The following is an 18617-nucleotide window of genomic DNA, read 5'->3' on the forward strand; positions in this document are numbered from 1 at the left end:
ATCATCGAACGCCCGGGCGGGGGGAGAACCCGCCAGGTGGAACCGCTCCCTCCGCACCCGCCCCTCGTGCCTCAGCCGCCCCCGGCCGGCCCGTCATGCCAACCGGCGGACCGGCTCCCCCGCCAGATGGGCCGCGATGTTCTCCACGGCCTGGTGGAAGTACCCCTCGTAGTTGCGGCGGGTGACATAGCCGAGGTGGGGGAGGGCCAGCACGTTCGGCAGGGTGCGCAGCGCGGCGTCGGCGGGCAGCGGCTCCTGCGCGTAGACGTCCAGTCCGGCGCCGGCGATCCAGCGCTCGCGCACCGCCGTGAGCAGGGCGTCCTGGTCGACGATCGCGGCGCGGGCGGTGTTGACGAGATAGGCCGTGGGGCGCATCCGGCGGAGTTCGGCCGCGCCGAGCAGTCCCCGGGTGGCGTCGTTGAGGCCGAGGTGCACCGAGACGAAGTCGCCGCCCTCCAGGACCTCTTCCTTGCTGGCGGCGGCCCGGATGCCCAACTCCGCGGCCCGCTGCGGGGTCAGGCTCCGGCTCCAGCCCACCACGTCCATCCCGAAGGCCAGCCCGACCCGGGCCACCAGGCCGCCGATCCGGCCCACGCCGAGCAGTCCCAACGTCCGGCCGTGCAGATCGGCGCCGACCGTGCTCTGCCAGGGGCCGCCGGCCGCCATCGCGGTGCTCTCGGCGACCACGTTGCGGGCCAGGCCCAGGATGAGCGCCCAGGTCAGCTCGACGGGCGGTTCGCCGTTGCTGGCGGTGCCGCAGACCGTGACGCCCTGCCGGGCGGCCGCCGCCAGGTCGATGGCGGCGTTGCGCATCCCGGAGGTGACCAGCAGCCGCAGCCGCGGCAACCGGGCCAGCAGCGGGGCCGGGAACGGCGTCCGCTCGCGCATCGCGACCACGATCTCGCAGTCGCCGACCGCCGCCACCACCTCGTCCGCCGTGCGCAGCGGCTCCCGCAGCACGCGAACGTCCACGGCGCCGGCCAGCGGCGACCAGTCGGCCATGGTCAGGGCGACGCCCTGGTAGTCGTCCAGCACTGCGCAGCGCGGCAGGGCGGCGGAGGTGGGCGGGGTCATGGGGGCCTCCGGGTTTATGCGGGCAGTGGGCCGCCCCGCCCGGTCAGATCACGATGCGAACCTGAAACAAACCCGGCCCAGTTCCGATCATTCCCGGTCGATACAGTGCTTCGCCAGGGGCGTCCCACGCCCTAAGACACGGGTGTGCGAGCCCCGGGAGGGCGCAGTGAGCGAGCACGACGGGGGTCCGGCATGAGCGCGGCAGGGGGCGGCACCGCGATCTGGGGCCGCGCCGAGCAGCAGGACTTCCGCAGCCGGGTGCGCGGCTGCCTGCTGGGCGGTGCCATCGGGGACGCGCTCGGCGCCGGCATCGAGTTCGACTCCCTGGACGCGATCCGCGAGGCGCACGGCCAGGAGGGCGTGACCGACCTGGTGCCCGCCTTCGGGCGGCGCGGCGCGGTCACCGACGACACCCAGCTGACCCTCTTCACCGTCGACGGCCTGATCCGCGCCCAGGTCCGCCGGGACACCGGCGCCTGGCACCCGCCCACCGACGTGCACCGCGCCTATCTGCGCTGGGCCGCCACCCAGCGCGACTGGGGCCCCGACGAGCGCCGGGACGACGACGGCTGGCTGGCCCGCGAGGAGTGGCTCTACGCCCGCCGGGCCCCCGGCCGCGCCTGCCTCAGCGGCCTCGGCGACGAGGTGATGGGCACCCTGGAGGCGCCCAAGAACCCGGACTCCAAGGGCTGCGGCGCGGTGATGCGCTCCGCGCCGTTCGGCCTGCTCGTCGGCTGGGAACCGCAACTGGTCTTCCAACTCGCCGTCGAATGCGCCGCGCAGACCCACGGCCACCCCACCGGCTACCTCGCCGCCGGCGCGTTCGCCGTGATCAGCCACGGCCTGGCCCGCGGCGACGACCTCGACGGCGCCGTCCAGAAGGCCCTGGCGCACCTCGCCACCCGCCCCGACCACGAGGAGACCACCGACGCCCTCAAGGGCGCGCTGGGCGCCGTCCGGCAGGGCATGCCGACGGCCGCCCGGGTCGCGTCGCTGGGCGAGGGCTGGACCGCCGAGGAGGCGCTGGCCATCGGCGTGTACTGCGCCCTGGTCGCCGAGGACGTCCGGCACGGCCTGCTGCTCGCCGTCAACCACGGTGGCGACAGCGACTCCACCGGCGCCATCTGCGGCAACCTCCTGGGCATCCTGCACGGCGAGACGGCGCTGCCCGCCAACTGGCTGGTCGAGCTGGAGGGTCGGGCCACCATCCTCCAACTCGCCGACGACTTCGCCATGGAGATGACCCAGGGCCCCACCCTCCACGGCCCCGCCGGCTCCGCCCCCGGCTGGCTGACCCGCTACCCCCGCGCCTAACGGGCCACGAGGCGGCACCACTCCACAACGGGCGGCGGCCCGCGCCGCCCGGTCACTCCCCGCTCGACGCCACCGCCTCCCGGGCCGCCTCCTCCCCGCCCTCCCCGGGGCCGTTGATCCGGGCCAGCAGGGCGTCCCGCGCGTCGCTGCTCTCCGGGCGGACGAGGCCGAGCAGCGTGAACAGCACCAGCGAGGTCGCCACCGGCGTCGCGATCTGGAGCTGCAACTCCACTCCGGACAGCCCGAAGTTGGTCAGCCAGAACGCCACCAGTCCGGCCGCCCAGGACACCAGCGCCGCCACCGGCCCCGACCTGCGGAACGCCGGCACCATCCCCAGCAGGAACGGGATCGACACCGGCCCGACCAGCCCCGCCACCCACTTGATGACGACGGTGATGATGTCCTTGAACGCCGGGGAGTTGACCTGCGTCGCGATCGCCATCGACAGCGCCAGGAAGCACACCGTCGACACCCGGGCCGCCAGCAGCCCGGCCCGGTGCGACCAGCCCCGGGCCCGCGCCGACAGCGCCGGCGCGATGTCCCGGGTGAACACCGCGGCGATCGCATTGGCGTCGGAGGAGCACATCGCCATCGAGTGCGAGAAGAAGCCGACCACCACCAGCCCCAACAGGCCGTGCGGCAACAGCCGTTCGGTCAGCAGCGCATACGCGTCCGAGGCGTCCGGCTTCTCCGCCGTCACCAGGAGCGGCGCCGCCCACATCGGGAAGAACAGGACGGCCGGCCACACCAGCCACAGTCCCGCCGACAGCAGCGCCGAGCGCCGCGCCTCCCGGGCGGAGCGGGTGGCCATGTAGCGCTGCGCCTGGCTCCACATCCCGCCGCTGTACTCGAAGGTCTTGATGAAGAGGTAGGCGAGCAGGAACGTCAGGGTGTACGGGCCGGCGGTCGGGTGGGCGTGCCCGTCCGGCAGCCGGTCCCAGACCGTCCCCAGCCCGCCGATGCCGCCCAGTTCGCCCAGCACCGTCACCAGCATCGCGACCCCGGCCACCAACTGGATGACGAACTGCCCCAGTTCGGTCAGCGCGTCCGCCCACAGCCCGCCGACCGTGCAGTAGACGCCGGTGATCACCCCGGTGAGCAGGATGCCCTGGTTGAGCGAGAGCCCGGTGAAGACCGACAACAGGGTCGCGATCGCCGCCCACTTGGCGCCCACGTCCACCACCTTCAGCAGCACCCCCGACCAGGCGAGCGCCTGCTGCGTGCGCAGGTCGTAGCGGTTCTTGAGGTACTCCAGCGGCGAGGCGACGCCGAGCCGGGACCGCAGCCGGTTCAGCCGACCGGCGAACAGCCGGGCCCCGATGGCGATCCCGACGGCGATGGGGAAGGACCAGGTGACGTAGGAGGTGATGCCGTACTGGTAGGCGATGCCCGCGTAGCCGGTGAACATCACGGCGCTGTAGCCGGACATGTGGTGCGAGATGCCGGACAGCCACCACGGCATCCGGCCGCCGGCGGTGAAGAAGTCGCCGACGTCGTCCACCCGCCGGTGCGACCACATCCCGATCGCGACCATGACGCCGAAGTAGCCGATGAGCACGGCCCAGTCGAGACTGTTCATGCCCCCTCCAGGGGTCCGCCTTGTGAACGTTCCAGATGTGGAATCACTTCGCCGTGCTGCGGTCCTGCGGTGCCAAGTCCCCGTTCGGGAGCGGGAACTTTGGGGATTGAACCGTTCGCCGAGCGCGCCGGTCAAGGGTCTGGACGGTCATGGGTGTGAACGGGGGTCAGTGAAGCGAACGAGGGTGGCACGCCGGCACAAGGAGAACGGCCGCACGGGCCCTGCCCCGTACGGCCGTTGGTCCCCGTCCCGTGGCGCGGTCCGGGCCCGTCCCGCGCCGCCGTCCGCTAGCGCATCAGCTCGCCCGCGTTCACCAGCAGCGACTGGCCGGTGATGGCCCGCGCCCGGTCCGAGGCCAGGAAGACCGCCGCCTCCGCCACGTCCGCGTCGGACGCCAGCTCCGGCAGCGCCATCCGCCCGGCCAGGTGCCCCAGCACCGCGGACCCCGGCACCCCCTCGGCCGCCGCGGTCCGCCGCACGAACGCCGCCACCTGCGGGCCCCACATCCAGCCCGGCTGCACGGTGTTGACCCGGATCCGGTCCGGCCCGACCTCCCGCGCCAACGAGTACATCGCCGACACCAGCCCGCCCTTGGACGCCGCGTAGGCCGCCTGCTGCACCTGCGAGGGCGCGGCCACCGACGACTGGGTGCCGATCAGCACCACCGAGCCGCCGCCGCCCGCCGTCATCGCCGGCAGGCAGGCGCGGGTCATCCGCAGCGTGCCGAAGAGGTTGACGTCGACCACCCGCCGCCAGGCGTCGAAGTCGGCGTCCCGCACCCCACCGAACTGGTCGTCCAGCGCCGCGACATGGATCACCGCGTCGATTCCGCCGAACCGTTCCACGGCCACCTCGGCCAGCGCCGCGCACTGCGCCTCGTCGCCGATGTCGGTCGCCCGCCAGGCCGTGCGCCCGCCGGACGCGTCGATCCGGGCCGCGGTGTCCGCGAGGTTCCGGCCGGTGCGCGCGCCCAGCACGACGCGGGCGCCGTCCCGTACGCACGCCGCCGCGACCCGGTGGCCGAGCCCGGCGCCGACCCCGGAGACGATGACGGTCTTGTCGCGGAGCAGCATGCGCGGGCCTCCTGCCGGTCGGCCACGGGTCGAGCATCTGACGTAGCGTCAGTTATGTGGCGGGGGAACAGGGTAGGCGCGCGGTGCCGCGAAGAGAAGGCCGGCGCCCCGCCCCGCCGCGCTCACTCCCAGGTCGACGCCTGCGTCGCCTCGAAGCAGTACTTGACCCAGGAGCCGGACCGGTCGGGGCTGTTCGTCGGCACCGCGCAGAACCGCGCCCGGAAGGTGTCGCCCACCGACGCCATCGGCGTGTAGACGTCGTGGTAGGTGGCGATGAAGGCGCTGCGGGACGAGCCGCCAATCACGCTCACCGTCACCTCGTCGCCGACCCCGCCCGCCACGATCCGCCCCCAGACGGCGCCGCAGCGCTTGCTGTACCGCAGGTGGAGGCGGACCGGATTGCCCACCGCCGGCTCGAAGGTCACCGCGTCCACCCCGCACCCGGTGGCGTTCGGGTCCTTGCCGTCGCAGCCGGCCCCGGGGCAGCCGGGCGGCGGCTTCTCGTACAGCTTGGGAAGCTGGCTGACGGCGAACGTGGCGAGCGCGCCGACGACCGAGGTGACCACGCCCACCACCAGCGCGTGCCGGGCGTGCGCGCGCAGCCAGCGCCCGGCGCCGCGGCACCGCGATCCGAGGTCCCGCAGTGCGGTCCGCAGGCGGCGCCTCAGGGACGGGGACGGGCGGGTCGGGGGATCTTCGGGGTCCCTCAGGTCGGGGCCACTGCTCATCCGGCCTCCAGGGAGGACACCTCTCAACGTCCGGCGGGGCGTGGGTGGTTGGCGCACCCGTCGGTCGGCCGCGCCGCGGGGCGTGCGCCGTGGACCCTCCAGTCTCCGCCCGCACCGGGCCCGCCGGTAAGCGGTTTTTCCGCCACCCGACGCGCCTGACCGGCGGGGCCGTTACGCGACCCGCCGGGACTCGGCCAGCGCCGTGCGCAGCCGCCGCAGCCCCTCGCCGATCTCCTCCGGCCCGTGCGTCACGAACGACAGTCGCATCGCCGCCGGGTCCGGCCGCCCGGCGAAGAACGGCGCCCCCGGCACATACGCCACGTCATGGCGCACCACCTGAGGCAGCAGCGCCGCCGCGTCGTACCCCGTCGGCAGCGTCGCCCAGACGAACATCCCGCCCTCCGGGCGGTTCCACCGCGAGCCCTCCGGGAGCGCCGCCGGCAGCCCCGCCACCAGGGCGTCCCGCCGCTCCCGATAGGCGCCCCGGACCCGCGCCAGATGCGCGTCCAGGTCCGATGCCGCCAAGTACCGCGCCGCGGCGGCCTGGTCGACGGTCGAGGTGTGCAGATCGGCGGCCTGCTTGGCGATCACGCAGGCCCGGCGCAGCGCCGCCGGCGCCCGCAGTGTGCCCAGCCGCAGCCCCGGTGCCATCACCTTGGAGAACGAGCCGAGCAGCGCCGTGCGGTCCTCCGCCCCGGGCAGCGCGGCGATCCAGGGCTGCGGCTCGCCCTCGAACCGCAGCTCCCCGTACGGGTCGTCCTCGGCGATCCACAGCCCGCGCCGGGCGGCGACCCGGGCGACCGCGGCGCGCCGCTCCGCGGTCAGCGTCCGCCCGGTGGGGTTCTGGAACGTCGGGATGACATAGAGGAGTTTGGGGCGCTCGCGGGCGGCGATCTCGTCCAACGCCACCGGGTCCAGCCCCTCGTCGTCGGTGGGCACCGCCACCACCCGGGCGCCCGCGAGGGAGAAGATCTGCAGCGCCGCCAGATAGCAGGGGTCCTCCACCAACACCACGTCGCCCGGCTCCAACAGCGCGCTGGCCAGCAGCGTCAGCCCCTGCTGGGAGCCGGTGGTGACCAGCAGGTCGTCGGGGTCGGTGGGCAGCCCGCGGGCGGTGGTGCGGGCCGCGACGGCCGCCCGCAGCGCCGGGTCGCCCTCCGTGGTCGAGTACTGCAACACCCGCTCCGGCGCCCGGGCCAGCACCTCGGAGAAGGCCGCGGATATCCCCTCGGCGTCGAAGAGTTCGGGCGCCGGCAGCCCGCCGGCGAACGAGATCACCTCGGGGCGCGCGGTGAGCGCCAGGATCTCGCGCACGGGCGAGGAACCGGTCCGCTTCGCCCGGGCGGCGAACTCGGGGGCGGGGGCGGCGGTGTGGACCTGATCCGTCATGTCGACTCTCCTCGCTCGGACGCTGCGTTAACCACCGTTATCCGCAGGTGTCGGGCAGCCTAGGAAGACTCCGGCCGCCCGCGCAGGACTGCCCACATGGTGAACCACCGCTCAGCCGCCGGGATTCCTCGTCCACACCCCTCCACTTCTGATGATGCGTCAGTTACACCTGCCGCCATGACGACCGACGACCACCGCACCGCCCCCGCCGCCACCCCCGACGAACTCGCCGCCTACGCCGCCCTGCCCGCCACCGGCCCGTACGCCGCCCGCCCCGGCCACGCCCTGATCACCCTGGTCGAACCGCACCCCGGCCACGAACGCGCCTACAACCGCTGGTACGAGGACGACCACTACATCGCCGGCGCGATGGCCATGCCCTGGATCTTCGCCGGCCGCCGCTGGGTCGCCACCCGCGACCTCCAACTCCTGCGCTACCCACGGCACTCCGCCGTCGCCCGCCCCGTCACCGCCGGCTGCTACCTCGCCACCTACTGGCTCACCGCGGGCCGCTACGACGCCCATATGCGGTGGACCGTCGCCACCAACCAGCGCCTGCACCGCGACGGCCGGATCCTCCAGGACCGCACCCACGTCCTCACCGCCTTCCACGACCACGCGACCACCGTCTACCGGGACGGCGCTGCCGGCCCCCGCGACACCCACGCCCTCGACCACCCCTACGCCGGACTCGTCCTGGAGGTCATCGACACCGACGGCCCGGAACACCGCGCCGCCCTGCTGGCCTGGCTGCGCGACCACCATCTCCCCCGCCGGTTGGCGGGTTCGCCGGCGGCGCTGGTCACCGTCCTCCGGCCGACGCCGCTGCCCGCCGACCGGATGCCCTACGTCCAACAGGTCGCGGGCGTCGACACCCGGCTGACCCTGCTGTGGTTCCTGGAACAGGACCCGCGCCGCGCCTTCCCGGAACACCTCACCGGCCTGGACGCGGAGGTGGCCGCCGCCGGCCTGGGCCGGGTGGAACTGGTCGCCCCGTTCCTCCCGACCGTCCCCGGCACCGACCGGTACGTGGACGAACTCCGGTGAACGCGGCGGCCGGTGCGCCGCGCGCGCCGGCACGCGGACATGGCCGAGCCCCCTCGGCCGGGACGGCGATCCAGTCGAGAGGGCTCGTTTCCGTGCCTGGGATCACACGGAATGTGGTTGCTGCGGCGCGGGTCAGGAGAGGTCGAACGCGCCCGCGGAGAGGTCCGAAACGAAGCTGTGCCAGGAGGAGTTGTCGAACGTGAGGCGCGGCCCCTCGGGGTCCTTGGAGTCACGGACCGCGATGGCCACGGCGGTCGGCACGGCGATCTCCACACAGGCGTTGGCGCCGGAGTACGAGGACTTGGTCCAGGAGAACGCGGAATTGGGCTGAACGGCCATTTTCACTCCAACTTACTCTGAGTTACCGGGGATTCGGTGAGACCGACGCTACGCGCCAACATCACCGGCCGGAGAGGGCCGTTCACCCGTCCGCATGGCATATTCAATGATCGCTTCTCAGGCGCGCTGGCGCGGGTGTACCTTGCGGCCTCGTTCACCGGAATTCAACATTCCGGGCCGATCGCGGCCGTCGACACCCGGCCAGCCCGCCCTCAACTCAGCGCATCCGCATGGCGCTTGGCGGCCTCCGCGATGAACTCCCGGCTCGCCTCCGCGCTCAACGCCTGTGCCCGCAGGTGCTCGTACATGATCGTGTACTTGTGCACGTCGTTGGTCTTCTCCAGGTACAGGTCGCTGGTGACGCCCTCGATGTAGACCACGCTGGAATCCGCCGCGTCGTCGAACTCCAGGATCGAGAACGTGCCGGACATCCCGGCGTGCGCCCCGGCGCCGTACGGCAGCACCTGCACCGTCACGTGCGGCAGCCTGCTCACCTCGACGAGGTGCTCCAACTGCTCCCGCATGATCAGGTGGCTGCCGACCACCCTCCGTAGCGCGCTCTCGTCCAGGACGACCCACAGCCGCAGCGGGCGATCGGGGTCGTTGACCCGCTCCTGCCGCCGCATCCGCACCTGGATGCGCTTCTCCAGGTCCTCCGGCGCCAGCTCCGGGATCGTGCCGGGGATGACCGCCTCGGCATAGCCGGGCGTCTGCAACAGACCCGGCACCAGCAGGGACTCGTACGTCCGCAGCGACGCCGCCTCGGTCTCCAGACCGATGTAGACGCTGTACGGGATGTCGCCGAAGGCGTGCCACCAGCCTTGCTGGCGCGAATCCTTGGCCATCTGCATCAGCGAATCCACTATCCGGCGGTCCTCGACCTCGTAGACCCCGCACAGGTCGCGGACGTCGCGCTGGCTGATGCTGCGCCGGCCGTTCTCCAGTCGGCTGATCTTCGACTGGGAGACCAGCAGCCGCTCGGCCACCTGCTCCGCCGTCAGGCCCTTGTCCTCCCGGAGCCTGCGCAGCTCCTGGCCCAATCGGCGTCGCCTCACGGTGGGGTTGACGTTGGACGCCACGGTACGTGCACCTCCGGCTCCGTACTGCTGTCATTTCCTCTTGAGCAGACTGCCACTTCATGTGGACGCCGCGCAGTCGAATGACCACAGAAGGCGAGCACGTACAGGTGCGCGGGGTGGCGGGCCGGCCGTCGTCCGAACGGCTCGGTCCGCCACCCCGCGCCTCTCACTGCGGCTCCCGAACGGGTCCGGGAAGGGGGTGGTGCGGGTGCTGCGCAAGAGCGCCCGGTGGTGCGCGCCGGCGGCCGTTAGCGGGCGCCGACCCGGGCCATGCTGCCGTGTCCGTGCCCGTGTCCGTGCCGCCGGGACTGGCCCGGCACTCCGGTCGCGTCGGTCGCCCGGCCCGTGGACTTCCGGCCGGCCGGGCCGCTTTGACCCGAGCCCCGCCGCGGCTGCGCCGCGACGCCGTTCTGCACGTCCATGACGGCGTGCGCGACCAGGCCGCCCATGGGGTCGTGCCGGATCAGGTCCCGCAGACGGGAGCGCGATGAGCGCCCCTCGTTCCCCGGGTAGAGGTGCTTGCCGAGGCCGACCGCATGGGCCAGCGCGGCGAGCGCCGCGGTCCGCGGGTCCGGTGGGACGCCGGTGCGGATCGCGTTGTCGAGCCGGGCCCTGATCTCCCGACTGATCGCCGTCTCCGTCGCTTGGTAGCGCGTCGTCGGCAGCACCCCGCACATCTGTCCCGCCACGGCATGGACCATGCCGCACCGTTCGAGATGCGTGAGGTAGGTCTGGCGCAGCCCCAGCCGGGGCCCGCCGATCCAGTGGACCGCGCGTACCGGACTGCCGCGCCTGCGCAGCAGTTCGAGTGCGGAGTCCAGAGTCGGATCTCCTGTCGGCCGTGCCATCACCACGGCGATACGATCCCCATCTGGGGCTATCCGTCCTGCCAGGGCCAGCTCCACTAGCTGGGCCCCTGCCAGGCCGAGGTCGAGCGACTGCGGCTGCGCTGTGGTGCCCGTGGCCGGGTCCAAAGCCAGCAGCAGAAGCTCCTCCGGAATTGTTCTGCGGCTCCTGCCCATCCAAGCCTCCCCGCGTGGATGAATGACAGGGTGACCCCTCTCACATTCATCTGTCGAGAGTGCGTGGGTGGTTCGGTAGGGAACCGGTAGGTATGTCGTTCTCGTCTAGCACGTCGGCGACATCTTCCGAGGGGCGCGGCCTGTACCGGTTCGCGTGGCGGTGGGAACCGGCCGCTCGGACACAGGACACTTGGGAACACTGGTTCCGTTCGGGCCAGGTAGCACAGGCAGGGCAGTGCGACGTAGTGAAGGAGACATCGGTGGCGGGCGAGTCCCCCGACAAGTCGGACAAGAAGTCGGACACGGAGCAGTCGTCGGGGAAGACGGCGCGCACCGAACGGGATCCGCGGCTGACGGTCCGCCGCGACGAGAAGCCGTCCGCCGACGGGCCGGACGCGTCTGAGTCCGGCGCGAAGGTTGCTGACGGCAAGACCTCTGACGGCGAGACCTCTGACGGCGAGACCTCTGGCGGCAAGAGCGAGGGCTCCGGTGCCGGCAAGGCTTCCGGCGCGGCGGACGGGTCGAAGCCGAAGTGGGCCGCGAAGGGGGCCGTGAAGGCGTCTGGGGCGGCCCAGGGCGGCGCGACGGGCGATGCTGAGGGTGAAACCGGGGCCAAGGGTGACGAGGGCGCCCGGCGGGCCGACGCGCCCTCGGGTGCGAAGCCCGAGCCGGCGAAGAAGCCCGAGCCCGCGAAGAAGCCCGAGCCGGCGAAGAAGCCCGAGCCGGCGAAGAAGGCCGAAGCGGCCGACAAGGCTGAGCCGGCGAAGAAGTCCGAGGCCGCGAAGAAGCCCGAGGCCGCGGAGAAGGCTGAGTCTGCGGAGAAGGCCGTTGATCAGGCGACCGCCGTTTTCACGACGGTCGGGGCGAAGAAGGTCGGCGCGCAGAAGGGCAAGGGCGAGAGCCCCGACGAGGCGCCGGCCGACGACGCGACGCGCGTGTTTGCCATAGCGAAGGCCGGGAAGTCGGAGTCGTCCGGCGAGGGGGAGAAGGCGGAGGGGGAGACGGAGCAGGAACGTCCCGCCGATCAGCCGACCACCACCTTCAAGCTGGGCGACAACGGCAAGAACGGCAAGAACGGGTCGCGGGACGCCGGGAAGGACGCCGGCAAGGGCACGGGTAAGGGTGCCGCCGCGAGCGCTGCCGGGGGCGATGCGCCCAAGGCCGATGACCCCAAGTCCGGTGGTGCGAAGGCCAATTCCGACGACGCCGAGCCGGCTGACGCCAAGCCCGCCGACGCCAAGGCCAAGGCGGTCGACGTCGAGGAGCAGGACGCCGAGCGGACCAGTCAGTTCGTGGCGTTGAAGCCGGCGGACGACGGCTCGGCGGAGCGGTCGATCGGCAAGACCGCGCCGAAGACCCCGCTCGGCAAGCCCGGCAGTGCCTCGGACGCGGACGACGCGGACGACGCGAAGGACCAGGACAAGGAAGCGGGCACGCCCTCCGACGGGAAGGACGCGAAGAAGGCCGCGCCGAAGGACGCGAAGAAGGCCGCCGGCACGGCAGTTGGCGCCGGCGCCGGCGCCGAGAAGAAGTCCGCGTCGGCGTCCGCCGAGAAGCCCGCTGGCAAGGCCGCCGACAAGGCCGAGCCCGCCGGCAAGGCGTCCGGCGCGATGCCGCCCGCCGCCGCGCCGGACAAGCCGGCCGCGAAGCCCGACGCCGCGAAGCCCGACGCCGCGGACGCCGAGTCCGAGCGGACCCGGCAGGAACCGCTGCCGCCGCTCGACCTGTTGGCGAAGCTCACCAACACCCCGCCGCCGCCCGAGACGCCGATGCGCACCATCGTCCGGCGGATCAAGGTCTGGACGCCGATCGTGGTGCTGCTCGGCATTATCTTCGTGGTCGTCCAGTCGGTCCGACCGTTGCCGAACCCCAAGCTTGCGCTCACTGCGGACGCGAAGCATTCGTTCGGCGGCTCCAGTGCGTCGCTGCCCTGGCCCGGTGAGGGACAGTCAGTGGTGGACATCGATGGACTCGGCCGCATGGGGTCGCACGGTGAGATGAAGCCGCTCCCCATCGGGAGTGTGGCCAAAGTGATGACCACCTACCTGATCCTCAAGGATCACCCGCTGAAGAAGGGGGAAGACGGCCCGTCCATCGACGTGGACCAGAAGGCCGAGGACGACTACGTCAACGGCAAGCGGGAGAACGAGTCGGTCGTCGAGATGAAGAAGGGGCAGAAGCTCTCCGAGCGGGAGGCCCTGGAAGCCGTCATGCTGCCGTCCGCGAACAATGCGGCGCGTCTGCTGGCCCGCTGGGACGCGGGGGACGAGGAGGCGTTCATCAAGAAGATGAACGACACCGCCAAGGAACTCGGCATGACGAACACCACGTACACCGACGCGAGTGGGTTGAAAGAGTCCACGGTCAGCACGGCCGAGGATCAGGTGAAGCTGGCGAAGAAGGCCATGGCGGACCCGACCTTCCGGGCGATGGCGAGAATGCCGAGTTACCACGCCACGACGACTTCGGGTGGCGCTCCGCTGAGCCCGGAGGCGAAGGAACAGAAGAACTTCAACAAGCTCGTGCCGATGTACGGCGTGGTCGGCATCAAGACCGGTTCCACGACCAAGGCGGGCGGCAACCTGCTCTTCGCCGCCGAGAAGAAGGTTGGTGACACTACACAGCTGATAATCGGCGCGGTCTTCGGGCAGCACAAGAATCCGCCGATCGACACTGCCATGTGGGCCAGTCGAGACCTCATTCTCGCGGCAGGCAAGCAACTTGAGACCCAGCAGGTCGTAAAGAAGGGGCAGGTTGTCGGCCAGGTCGACGACGGGCTTGGCGGGACGACCCCGGTCGTCGCGACCAAGGACATGGCCGTGATCGGCTGGCCCGGAGCGGCGGTGGAGCTGAAACTGGACGGCAACGGAAAGCCGGTTCCGCACGAGGCGAAGGCTGGAACCGAAGTCGGCGTGCTGACCGCGGGAAGCGGTCTCGGCGAGATCGAGGTGCCGGTGGCGCTGCAGAGCGATCTGGCTAAGCCGTCCTTTGGCGCAAAGGTGACACGTATCAGCTGAGTCCCAGAATGCGACTGCGGCTCGGGTGCACAGATGTGCGCCCGAGCCGCAGTTTATTTACCGGCTGGATAACCGCCCGAGAGGGTTAGGGTTAGAGTCGGCAATAAGGGATGCCGCTCAGCGGCCCCACGTACTGTATGTAAGACCATCCACTCACACCCGTGGTGTGGTCCTTTATTTTCATGAAGGTCGCATCTCCGATTGCGTCCATGCAGTACCCGGTGACGGAGTGGCTTTTGTATCCGATGCCTACAACGGTCGCGTGGACGTCGGGCTTCGCGCGTATGTTGACCCCGTCGATGGAGAAGTGCACCTTCGTGGGCTTCTCTGCTGCACTTGCTGCTGGAGTCGAGCCAATAAACGCGGCGACGGCCATGACGCCTGAAGCGGCGACGGCCCACTTGGACTTGAGGGACTTCACGTGAAACCTCTCTCGATATCTTTCGTGATCTTGCTGGATGCTATGCGGGATATAGGGGGGCGTCGAGTGTAAAAGGCTGCCCTTCTGGGGGAATATGTCTGGATGTGTCCTATCAATTTAAGTCCTTCATGGGGCTTATGGTGCATTTAGTTCGTTTTGCGTGTGTAGATTTGTCGTGAAAGTGCTCTTCTCGAAGATTGACAGTTGCCCTACCGGCTGGCGAGAAATCGGTCATGTGACCTAATAACGCAGTGCGCTGTTGCGCATGATCTCTGTGCTGCGTGCCTCATCGCCCCTACTCGCCTGGTCACCGCTGGAGGGTTTGGCGGCTAGGGTCTGACGGCCCTCACGACGAACCGGAGTCCGTCATCAGTACGGTCCAGAAGGCTCGGGCGGCGCCCGCCCGCACACGCCTACGCCTCGTTCACGCCCTGCGCGCCTCGCCTCAGCGCACGGCCGTTCTGGTGCCGCTGGCTCTGGCCCTCGCTCTGGGGCTGTGGGGGACAGGGCGGGCCGTCGCCTTCGCTGCCGCCCGCCCCGTATGGGCGGTGCGAAGCGCGGTGGTGCTGGTGCCCGCGGGGTTGATGTTGTTCCTGGGCGCCTGGGGGATCCGCCGCGGCGACGCCGTCTGGCGGGACGAGGCGGTCACCTACGACATGGCGCACCGCAGCCTGCCCGACCTCTGGGCGACCCTCCAGCACATCGACGTCGTGCACGGCCTGTACTACGCGCTGATGCACTGCTGGTTCGCGGTCTACGACGCCACGCTCGGCGACGCCCTCGGCGCGGTGATCGGCCTGCGGCTGCCGTCCGTCGTGGCCATGACGGCGGCCGCCGCCGGGGTGGCGCTGCTGGGGTGGCGCCTGGTCGGCCGGCGGGCCGGGCTGTGCGCGGGGCTGACCTTCGCGCTGGTCCCGGTCGTCCAGCAGTACGCGCAGGAGGGCCGCTCCTACGCGACGGTCTGCGCGCTGGTGGTCTGGGCGTCGTACCTGCTGGTGCTGGCCGTCGAGCACGCCGCGGCGCCGGCGCGCGCCACCGCGCGTCCCGGTCCGCACCGCGCCCTCTGGCCCGGTTACACCGCGCTGATGCTGCTGGCCTGTCTGCTGCACGAGTTCGCGTCGCTGGCGTTGCCGGCGCACGGCGCCGCGGTCGTCCTGGCCCGGCTGCCGCATCGCGTGCGGCGCACCTGGGCGCTCGCCGCCGGCACCGTCGTCGCGGGGCTGGCCCCGCTCGCCGTCTTCAGCACCCGCCAGGCGGCCCAGACCAGTTGGCTGACCTGGCCGGACCCGATCCAGTTGCTGACCTTCGCCGTGCTCGCCACCTTCGGTGCCCTCTGCGCCCGCGTCCCGATCCGCTCCCGCGGCCCCGTCGGCCTGCGCGCCCTCGGCCTCGCGCTGCTGCTCCTCCCCACGTTCCTGCTGCTGCTCCTGTCCAACGTCGAGCCCGCCTACGTGGACCGCTACGTCCTCTACTACGTCGTCGGGTTTGCGTTGCTCGCCGGCGCCGCGCTGGCCCAACTGCTGCGGCCGGCCGACGAGGGCGGCCAGACCCGCGGCCGGCGGCTGCGGCGCCTGGCGGGGGCGGCGGCGGTGCTGCTCGCACTGCTCCCCGTTGACGTGCATCTGCGCAGCCCGGACAGCCGGGTCGACGACGTCACCGCGGTCGCCGAGTCCGTCCGGCGGTTGTCCGAGCCGGGCGACGGGCTGCTCTTCGCCCCGGCCCGCCGCCGGGTCTGGGCGGCGACCCGGCCGCGCGACTTCCGCGGGCTGCGCGATCTCGCCCTGCACCAGAGCCCGGTGGCGTCCCGCACCCTCTACGGCACGGAGGTCTCCGGCGACGCGATCCGCGACCGGATGCTGGCCAGCCGCCGCATCGTGGTCGCCGCCGACCCGGCCGGGCAGCCCCTCGACGACAGCGACCAGGAACTCGCCAAACGGGCCACGCTGCGCGGGTCGTTCGTGGTGTGCCGGAGCACCCGGGTACGGGGAGCGCGGATCACGCTGTATGCGCGGGTGGGCGGTCCCGGGGGCGCGGGGCGTTGTTGAGCGTTCCGTAGGGGCGGCGGCGCGGACGCCGGCCATTGTTGGGCGTCCCGTGTGCCCAACGGGCCACGCCCCGTGGCCCGTTATGGCGCCATGGCCGGTTACGGATCGGTGGCCCGTTACGCCAGCCCCGCCGTCGCCCCGTCGATCCCCAGCAACTCCCGTAGCGCGTCCGTGCCCTCCGGGGTGAGGCGGACCGCCCGGCCGGTGCCGATGCGGCGGATCCAGTGCCGCTCCAGCAGCCGTTCGCAGAGCCGGGCACCGGCCGCGCCGGCCAGGTGCTGACGGCGCTCGGTCCAGTCCAGGCAGCCCCGGGCCGGCGGGCGGCGGCCGCCGCGCAGCGCGTCGGCCGGCACCCCGAGGGCGTCGGTGAACCACTCCCGCCCGGTGTCGGTGAGCGCGAACCCGCCGTCCTGGTCCAGCAGTCCGCGGGCGGTCATGGCGTCGGTGAGGGCGACGCCGAGCCGGCCGGCCAGGTGGTCGTAACAGGTCCGGCCGCGGGCCAGCGCCGCCGACGCGTTGACCGCCCGCAGCCCGCGCGGCGGCGCCGACGGCGGGTCGAGGTGCGCGGTCACCGACTCCAGCAGCTCGGCGACGCGCACCCCGGCGAGCTGGACGTAGCGGTGCCGGCCCTGCCGCCGCTCGACGAGCAACCCGCCGTCGGTCAGCCGGGACAGGTGCTCGCTCGCGGTGGACGGCGCCACGCCCGCGTACGCGGCCAGCTCGCCGGCGGTCCAGGCCCGCCCGTCGAGCAGGGCCAGGCAGAACGCGGCCCGGGTGCGATCGGCCAGCAGCGCGGCCAACCGGGCCAGCTCGTGGCTCTGGTCGGGGGCCGGCGCGGAGCCCGGGCGCCCGGAGGCCCCGGAGGCCCCGGTGTCGGTCGGAGATTCCGGTATCCCGTGCCCGTGTATCCCGTTGGACGACGTCATACGTCCATTGTCCGCCGCCACGTTTCGGCGACCACCGATGCGTCGTCGCCCTACGGTGCCCGCATGACCACCCACGCCGACCCCGCGCGCACCCCGGGCCCCGCCCCGCGGTCCGCTGCCTTCCACGCCCTGCACCAGGCCCCCGGCCGCCCGCTGCTGCTCCCCAACGCCTGGGACAGCGCCTCGGCCGCCGCCCTCGCCGACGCCGGACACCCGGCGATCGGCACCACCAGCCTGGGCATCGCCGCCGCCCACGGCCGTCCGGACGGCCTGGGCCTGGCCGAGGTCCGCGACGCCACCCTCGCCCTGGCCCGCCGCCTCGCCGGCCGGCTGCCCTGCCCGTACACCGTCGACATCGAGGGCGGCTACGGCGGCGGGCCGGCACACGTCGCCGACCTCGCGGCGGAGTTGGCCTCCTACGGGGCGGCCGGGATCAACGTGGAGGACGGGCTCCCCGGTGGTGGGGGACTACAAGAGGCCGCCCGGCAGGCCGAGTTGATCGCCGCGGTGAAGGAACGCACCCCGGGCCTCTTCGTCAACGCCCGGGTCGACACCCACTGGTTGGTGGACGCCCCGCCGCCGCTGTCGGTGGCCCTGGCCCGGGCCGAGACCTATCTGGCGGCCGGCGCGGACGGCGTCTTCGTCCCGGGCGTCACCGCGGCGGCGGACATCGCGACGCTCGTCGACGGCATCCCCGCGCCCCTGAACATCCTCTTCGCACCGGGCCGGCACACCGTTCGCGAGCTGGCAGACCTCGGCGTCCGCCGCATCAGCACCGGCTCGCTGCTGTTCCGCACGGCCCTGGGGGCGGCCTGCGCGGCGGCCGACGCGATCCGCGCGGGCACCGCACCCGCCGGGGACGCCCTGGGGTACGCGCAGGTCCAGCGCCTGGCGACGGAACGGGACGGCGGGGACGCCTGAGGCGCCGGGGGAGGGCGTGACCGGGACTGGTTACCGGAACCGGGCCGTCTACCGGGACCGGGTCGTCTACCGCGACCCGGTCGTTCATCAGGCCCCGATCGCCTACCGGGACCGGTCCGACGGCTCCTGGCGCCGGCGCTGCACCGCGATGCCCACGCTGACCGCGCCCAGCGCGGCCGCGCCGCCGAGGACGCCCGCCTTCGGCAGGTGCCCGGCCTTCTCGGCGAGGCCGGCCAGCCCGTCGTCCGGGAGCATGATCGACGCCCGGCTCTCCGTCGGCGCCATGGAACTGGCGGCGAACGCGGCGCCCGTAGGGAGCGCGAAGGCGGCCAGCGCACCGGCGGCGACGATGGCGGTACGGATCACGGAGCGGCGCTGAGCACGCATGGGGGCTCCTCGACATGGGCGGCCGGCGGCCGCCCTAGGGGTGCGGTTCGTGTGAGCACGCTACGGAGGGTCCATAACGGCGATCCGTACGTTGTGTAACAGTCAGCCCGACCTCTGCGGTCAGTCCTGTGACGGAGGGGGCATGTCCCGAGGCCCGGAGCGGGCGGGGGCGGGCCAGAGCCGTCGCCGTCGTCGTGCCACCACCCGCCCCGCCGCGGTCGTCTCCGTACCACCGGTCCGGCCGGCCGTCCCGCCC

The 18617-nt window shown here is 72.4% G+C and carries 16 protein-coding genes; 5 read left to right on the plus strand and 11 right to left on the minus strand.

Annotated elements, in window-relative coordinates:
- Positions 1–93 precede the first annotated feature (93 nt).
- Positions 94–1074, minus strand: a complete 981-nt coding sequence (locus tag PV796_RS22650; RefSeq protein WP_274915169.1) for a D-2-hydroxyacid dehydrogenase family protein — start codon at positions 1072–1074, stop codon at positions 94–96.
- 192 nt (positions 1075–1266) lie between these two features.
- Between PV796_RS22650 and PV796_RS22655 the strand changes: the two genes are divergently transcribed.
- Complete coding sequence (locus PV796_RS22655; protein ID WP_274915170.1) at positions 1267–2388, plus strand: ADP-ribosylglycohydrolase family protein; 1122 nt, start codon at positions 1267–1269, stop codon at positions 2386–2388.
- 52 nt (positions 2389–2440) lie between these two features.
- Here the strand turns inward: PV796_RS22655 and PV796_RS22660 are convergent, their stop codons facing one another.
- The 4 genes from PV796_RS22660 to PV796_RS22675 form a co-directional block, all read right to left on the minus strand.
- The gene (locus PV796_RS22660) at positions 2441–3967 is read right to left on the minus strand and encodes a sodium:solute symporter family protein (RefSeq protein WP_274915171.1); all 1527 of its coding nucleotides are present in this window, start codon (positions 3965–3967) and stop codon (positions 2441–2443) included.
- Positions 3968–4254: 287 nt separating this feature from the next.
- Positions 4255–5040, minus strand: coding sequence for an SDR family oxidoreductase (locus PV796_RS22665; RefSeq protein ID WP_274915172.1), 786 nt, complete (start codon positions 5038–5040; stop codon positions 4255–4257).
- A gap of 122 nt (positions 5041–5162) precedes the next feature.
- Positions 5163–5768, minus strand: a complete 606-nt coding sequence (locus PV796_RS22670) for a DUF2690 domain-containing protein (RefSeq protein ID WP_274915173.1) — start codon at positions 5766–5768, stop codon at positions 5163–5165.
- 171 nt (positions 5769–5939) lie between these two features.
- Complete coding sequence (locus PV796_RS22675) at positions 5940–7157, minus strand: aminotransferase-like domain-containing protein (RefSeq protein WP_274915174.1); 1218 nt, start codon at positions 7155–7157, stop codon at positions 5940–5942.
- Between the two features lie 177 nt (positions 7158–7334).
- On the opposite strand from PV796_RS22675, the gene PV796_RS22680 reads away from it, so the two are divergent.
- Positions 7335–8204 carry a hypothetical protein gene (locus PV796_RS22680; RefSeq protein WP_274915175.1) on the plus strand — a complete coding sequence of 290 codons (870 nt, stop codon included), beginning with the start codon at positions 7335–7337 and terminating at the stop codon, positions 8202–8204.
- A 132-nt stretch (positions 8205–8336) separates the two neighbouring features.
- On the opposite strand, the gene PV796_RS22685 is transcribed toward PV796_RS22680, so the two are convergent.
- From PV796_RS22685 to PV796_RS22695, 3 genes are all read right to left on the minus strand, one after another.
- Positions 8337–8543, minus strand: a complete 207-nt coding sequence (locus PV796_RS22685) for a DUF397 domain-containing protein (RefSeq protein ID WP_274915176.1) — start codon at positions 8541–8543, stop codon at positions 8337–8339.
- Positions 8544–8755: 212 nt separating this feature from the next.
- On the minus strand, positions 8756–9622 hold the full coding sequence (locus PV796_RS22690; protein WP_274915177.1) for a helix-turn-helix domain-containing protein: 867 nt from the start codon (positions 9620–9622) through the stop codon (positions 8756–8758).
- A gap of 248 nt (positions 9623–9870) precedes the next feature.
- A complete protein-coding gene (locus tag PV796_RS22695; RefSeq protein ID WP_274915178.1) occupies positions 9871–10644 on the minus strand; it encodes a GOLPH3/VPS74 family protein in 774 nt (257 codons plus the stop codon).
- Between the two features lie 260 nt (positions 10645–10904).
- Between PV796_RS22695 and PV796_RS22700 the strand changes: the two genes are divergently transcribed.
- Complete coding sequence (locus PV796_RS22700; protein WP_274915179.1) at positions 10905–13661, plus strand: D-alanyl-D-alanine carboxypeptidase family protein; 2757 nt, start codon at positions 10905–10907, stop codon at positions 13659–13661.
- Between the two features lie 91 nt (positions 13662–13752).
- On the opposite strand, the gene PV796_RS22705 is transcribed toward PV796_RS22700, so the two are convergent.
- The gene (locus tag PV796_RS22705; protein WP_274915180.1) at positions 13753–14082 is read right to left on the minus strand and encodes a hypothetical protein; all 330 of its coding nucleotides are present in this window, start codon (positions 14080–14082) and stop codon (positions 13753–13755) included.
- 464 nt (positions 14083–14546) lie between these two features.
- On the opposite strand from PV796_RS22705, the gene PV796_RS22710 reads away from it, so the two are divergent.
- Positions 14547–16127 (plus strand): glycosyltransferase family 39 protein, encoded by a 1581-nt coding sequence (locus tag PV796_RS22710; RefSeq protein WP_274915181.1) that lies wholly within the window; start codon positions 14547–14549, stop codon positions 16125–16127.
- Between the two features lie 116 nt (positions 16128–16243).
- On the opposite strand, the gene PV796_RS22715 is transcribed toward PV796_RS22710, so the two are convergent.
- Positions 16244–17053, minus strand: coding sequence for an ArsR/SmtB family transcription factor (locus PV796_RS22715; RefSeq protein ID WP_274915182.1), 810 nt, complete (start codon positions 17051–17053; stop codon positions 16244–16246).
- Positions 17054–17116: 63 nt separating this feature from the next.
- Here PV796_RS22715 and PV796_RS22720 point away from each other — a divergent pair, with 63 nt between their 5' ends.
- Positions 17117–17974 (plus strand): isocitrate lyase/PEP mutase family protein, encoded by an 858-nt coding sequence (locus PV796_RS22720; RefSeq protein ID WP_274915183.1) that lies wholly within the window; start codon positions 17117–17119, stop codon positions 17972–17974.
- A 102-nt stretch (positions 17975–18076) separates the two neighbouring features.
- Here the strand turns inward: PV796_RS22720 and PV796_RS22725 are convergent, their stop codons facing one another.
- Positions 18077–18361, minus strand: coding sequence for a hypothetical protein (locus PV796_RS22725; protein ID WP_274915184.1), 285 nt, complete (start codon positions 18359–18361; stop codon positions 18077–18079).
- Positions 18362–18617: the final 256 nt, after the last annotated feature.

It is taken from the genome of Streptomyces sp. WZ-12 (assembly GCF_028898845.1).
In the GTDB taxonomy this organism is placed as follows: domain Bacteria; phylum Actinomycetota; class Actinomycetes; order Streptomycetales; family Streptomycetaceae; genus Streptomyces.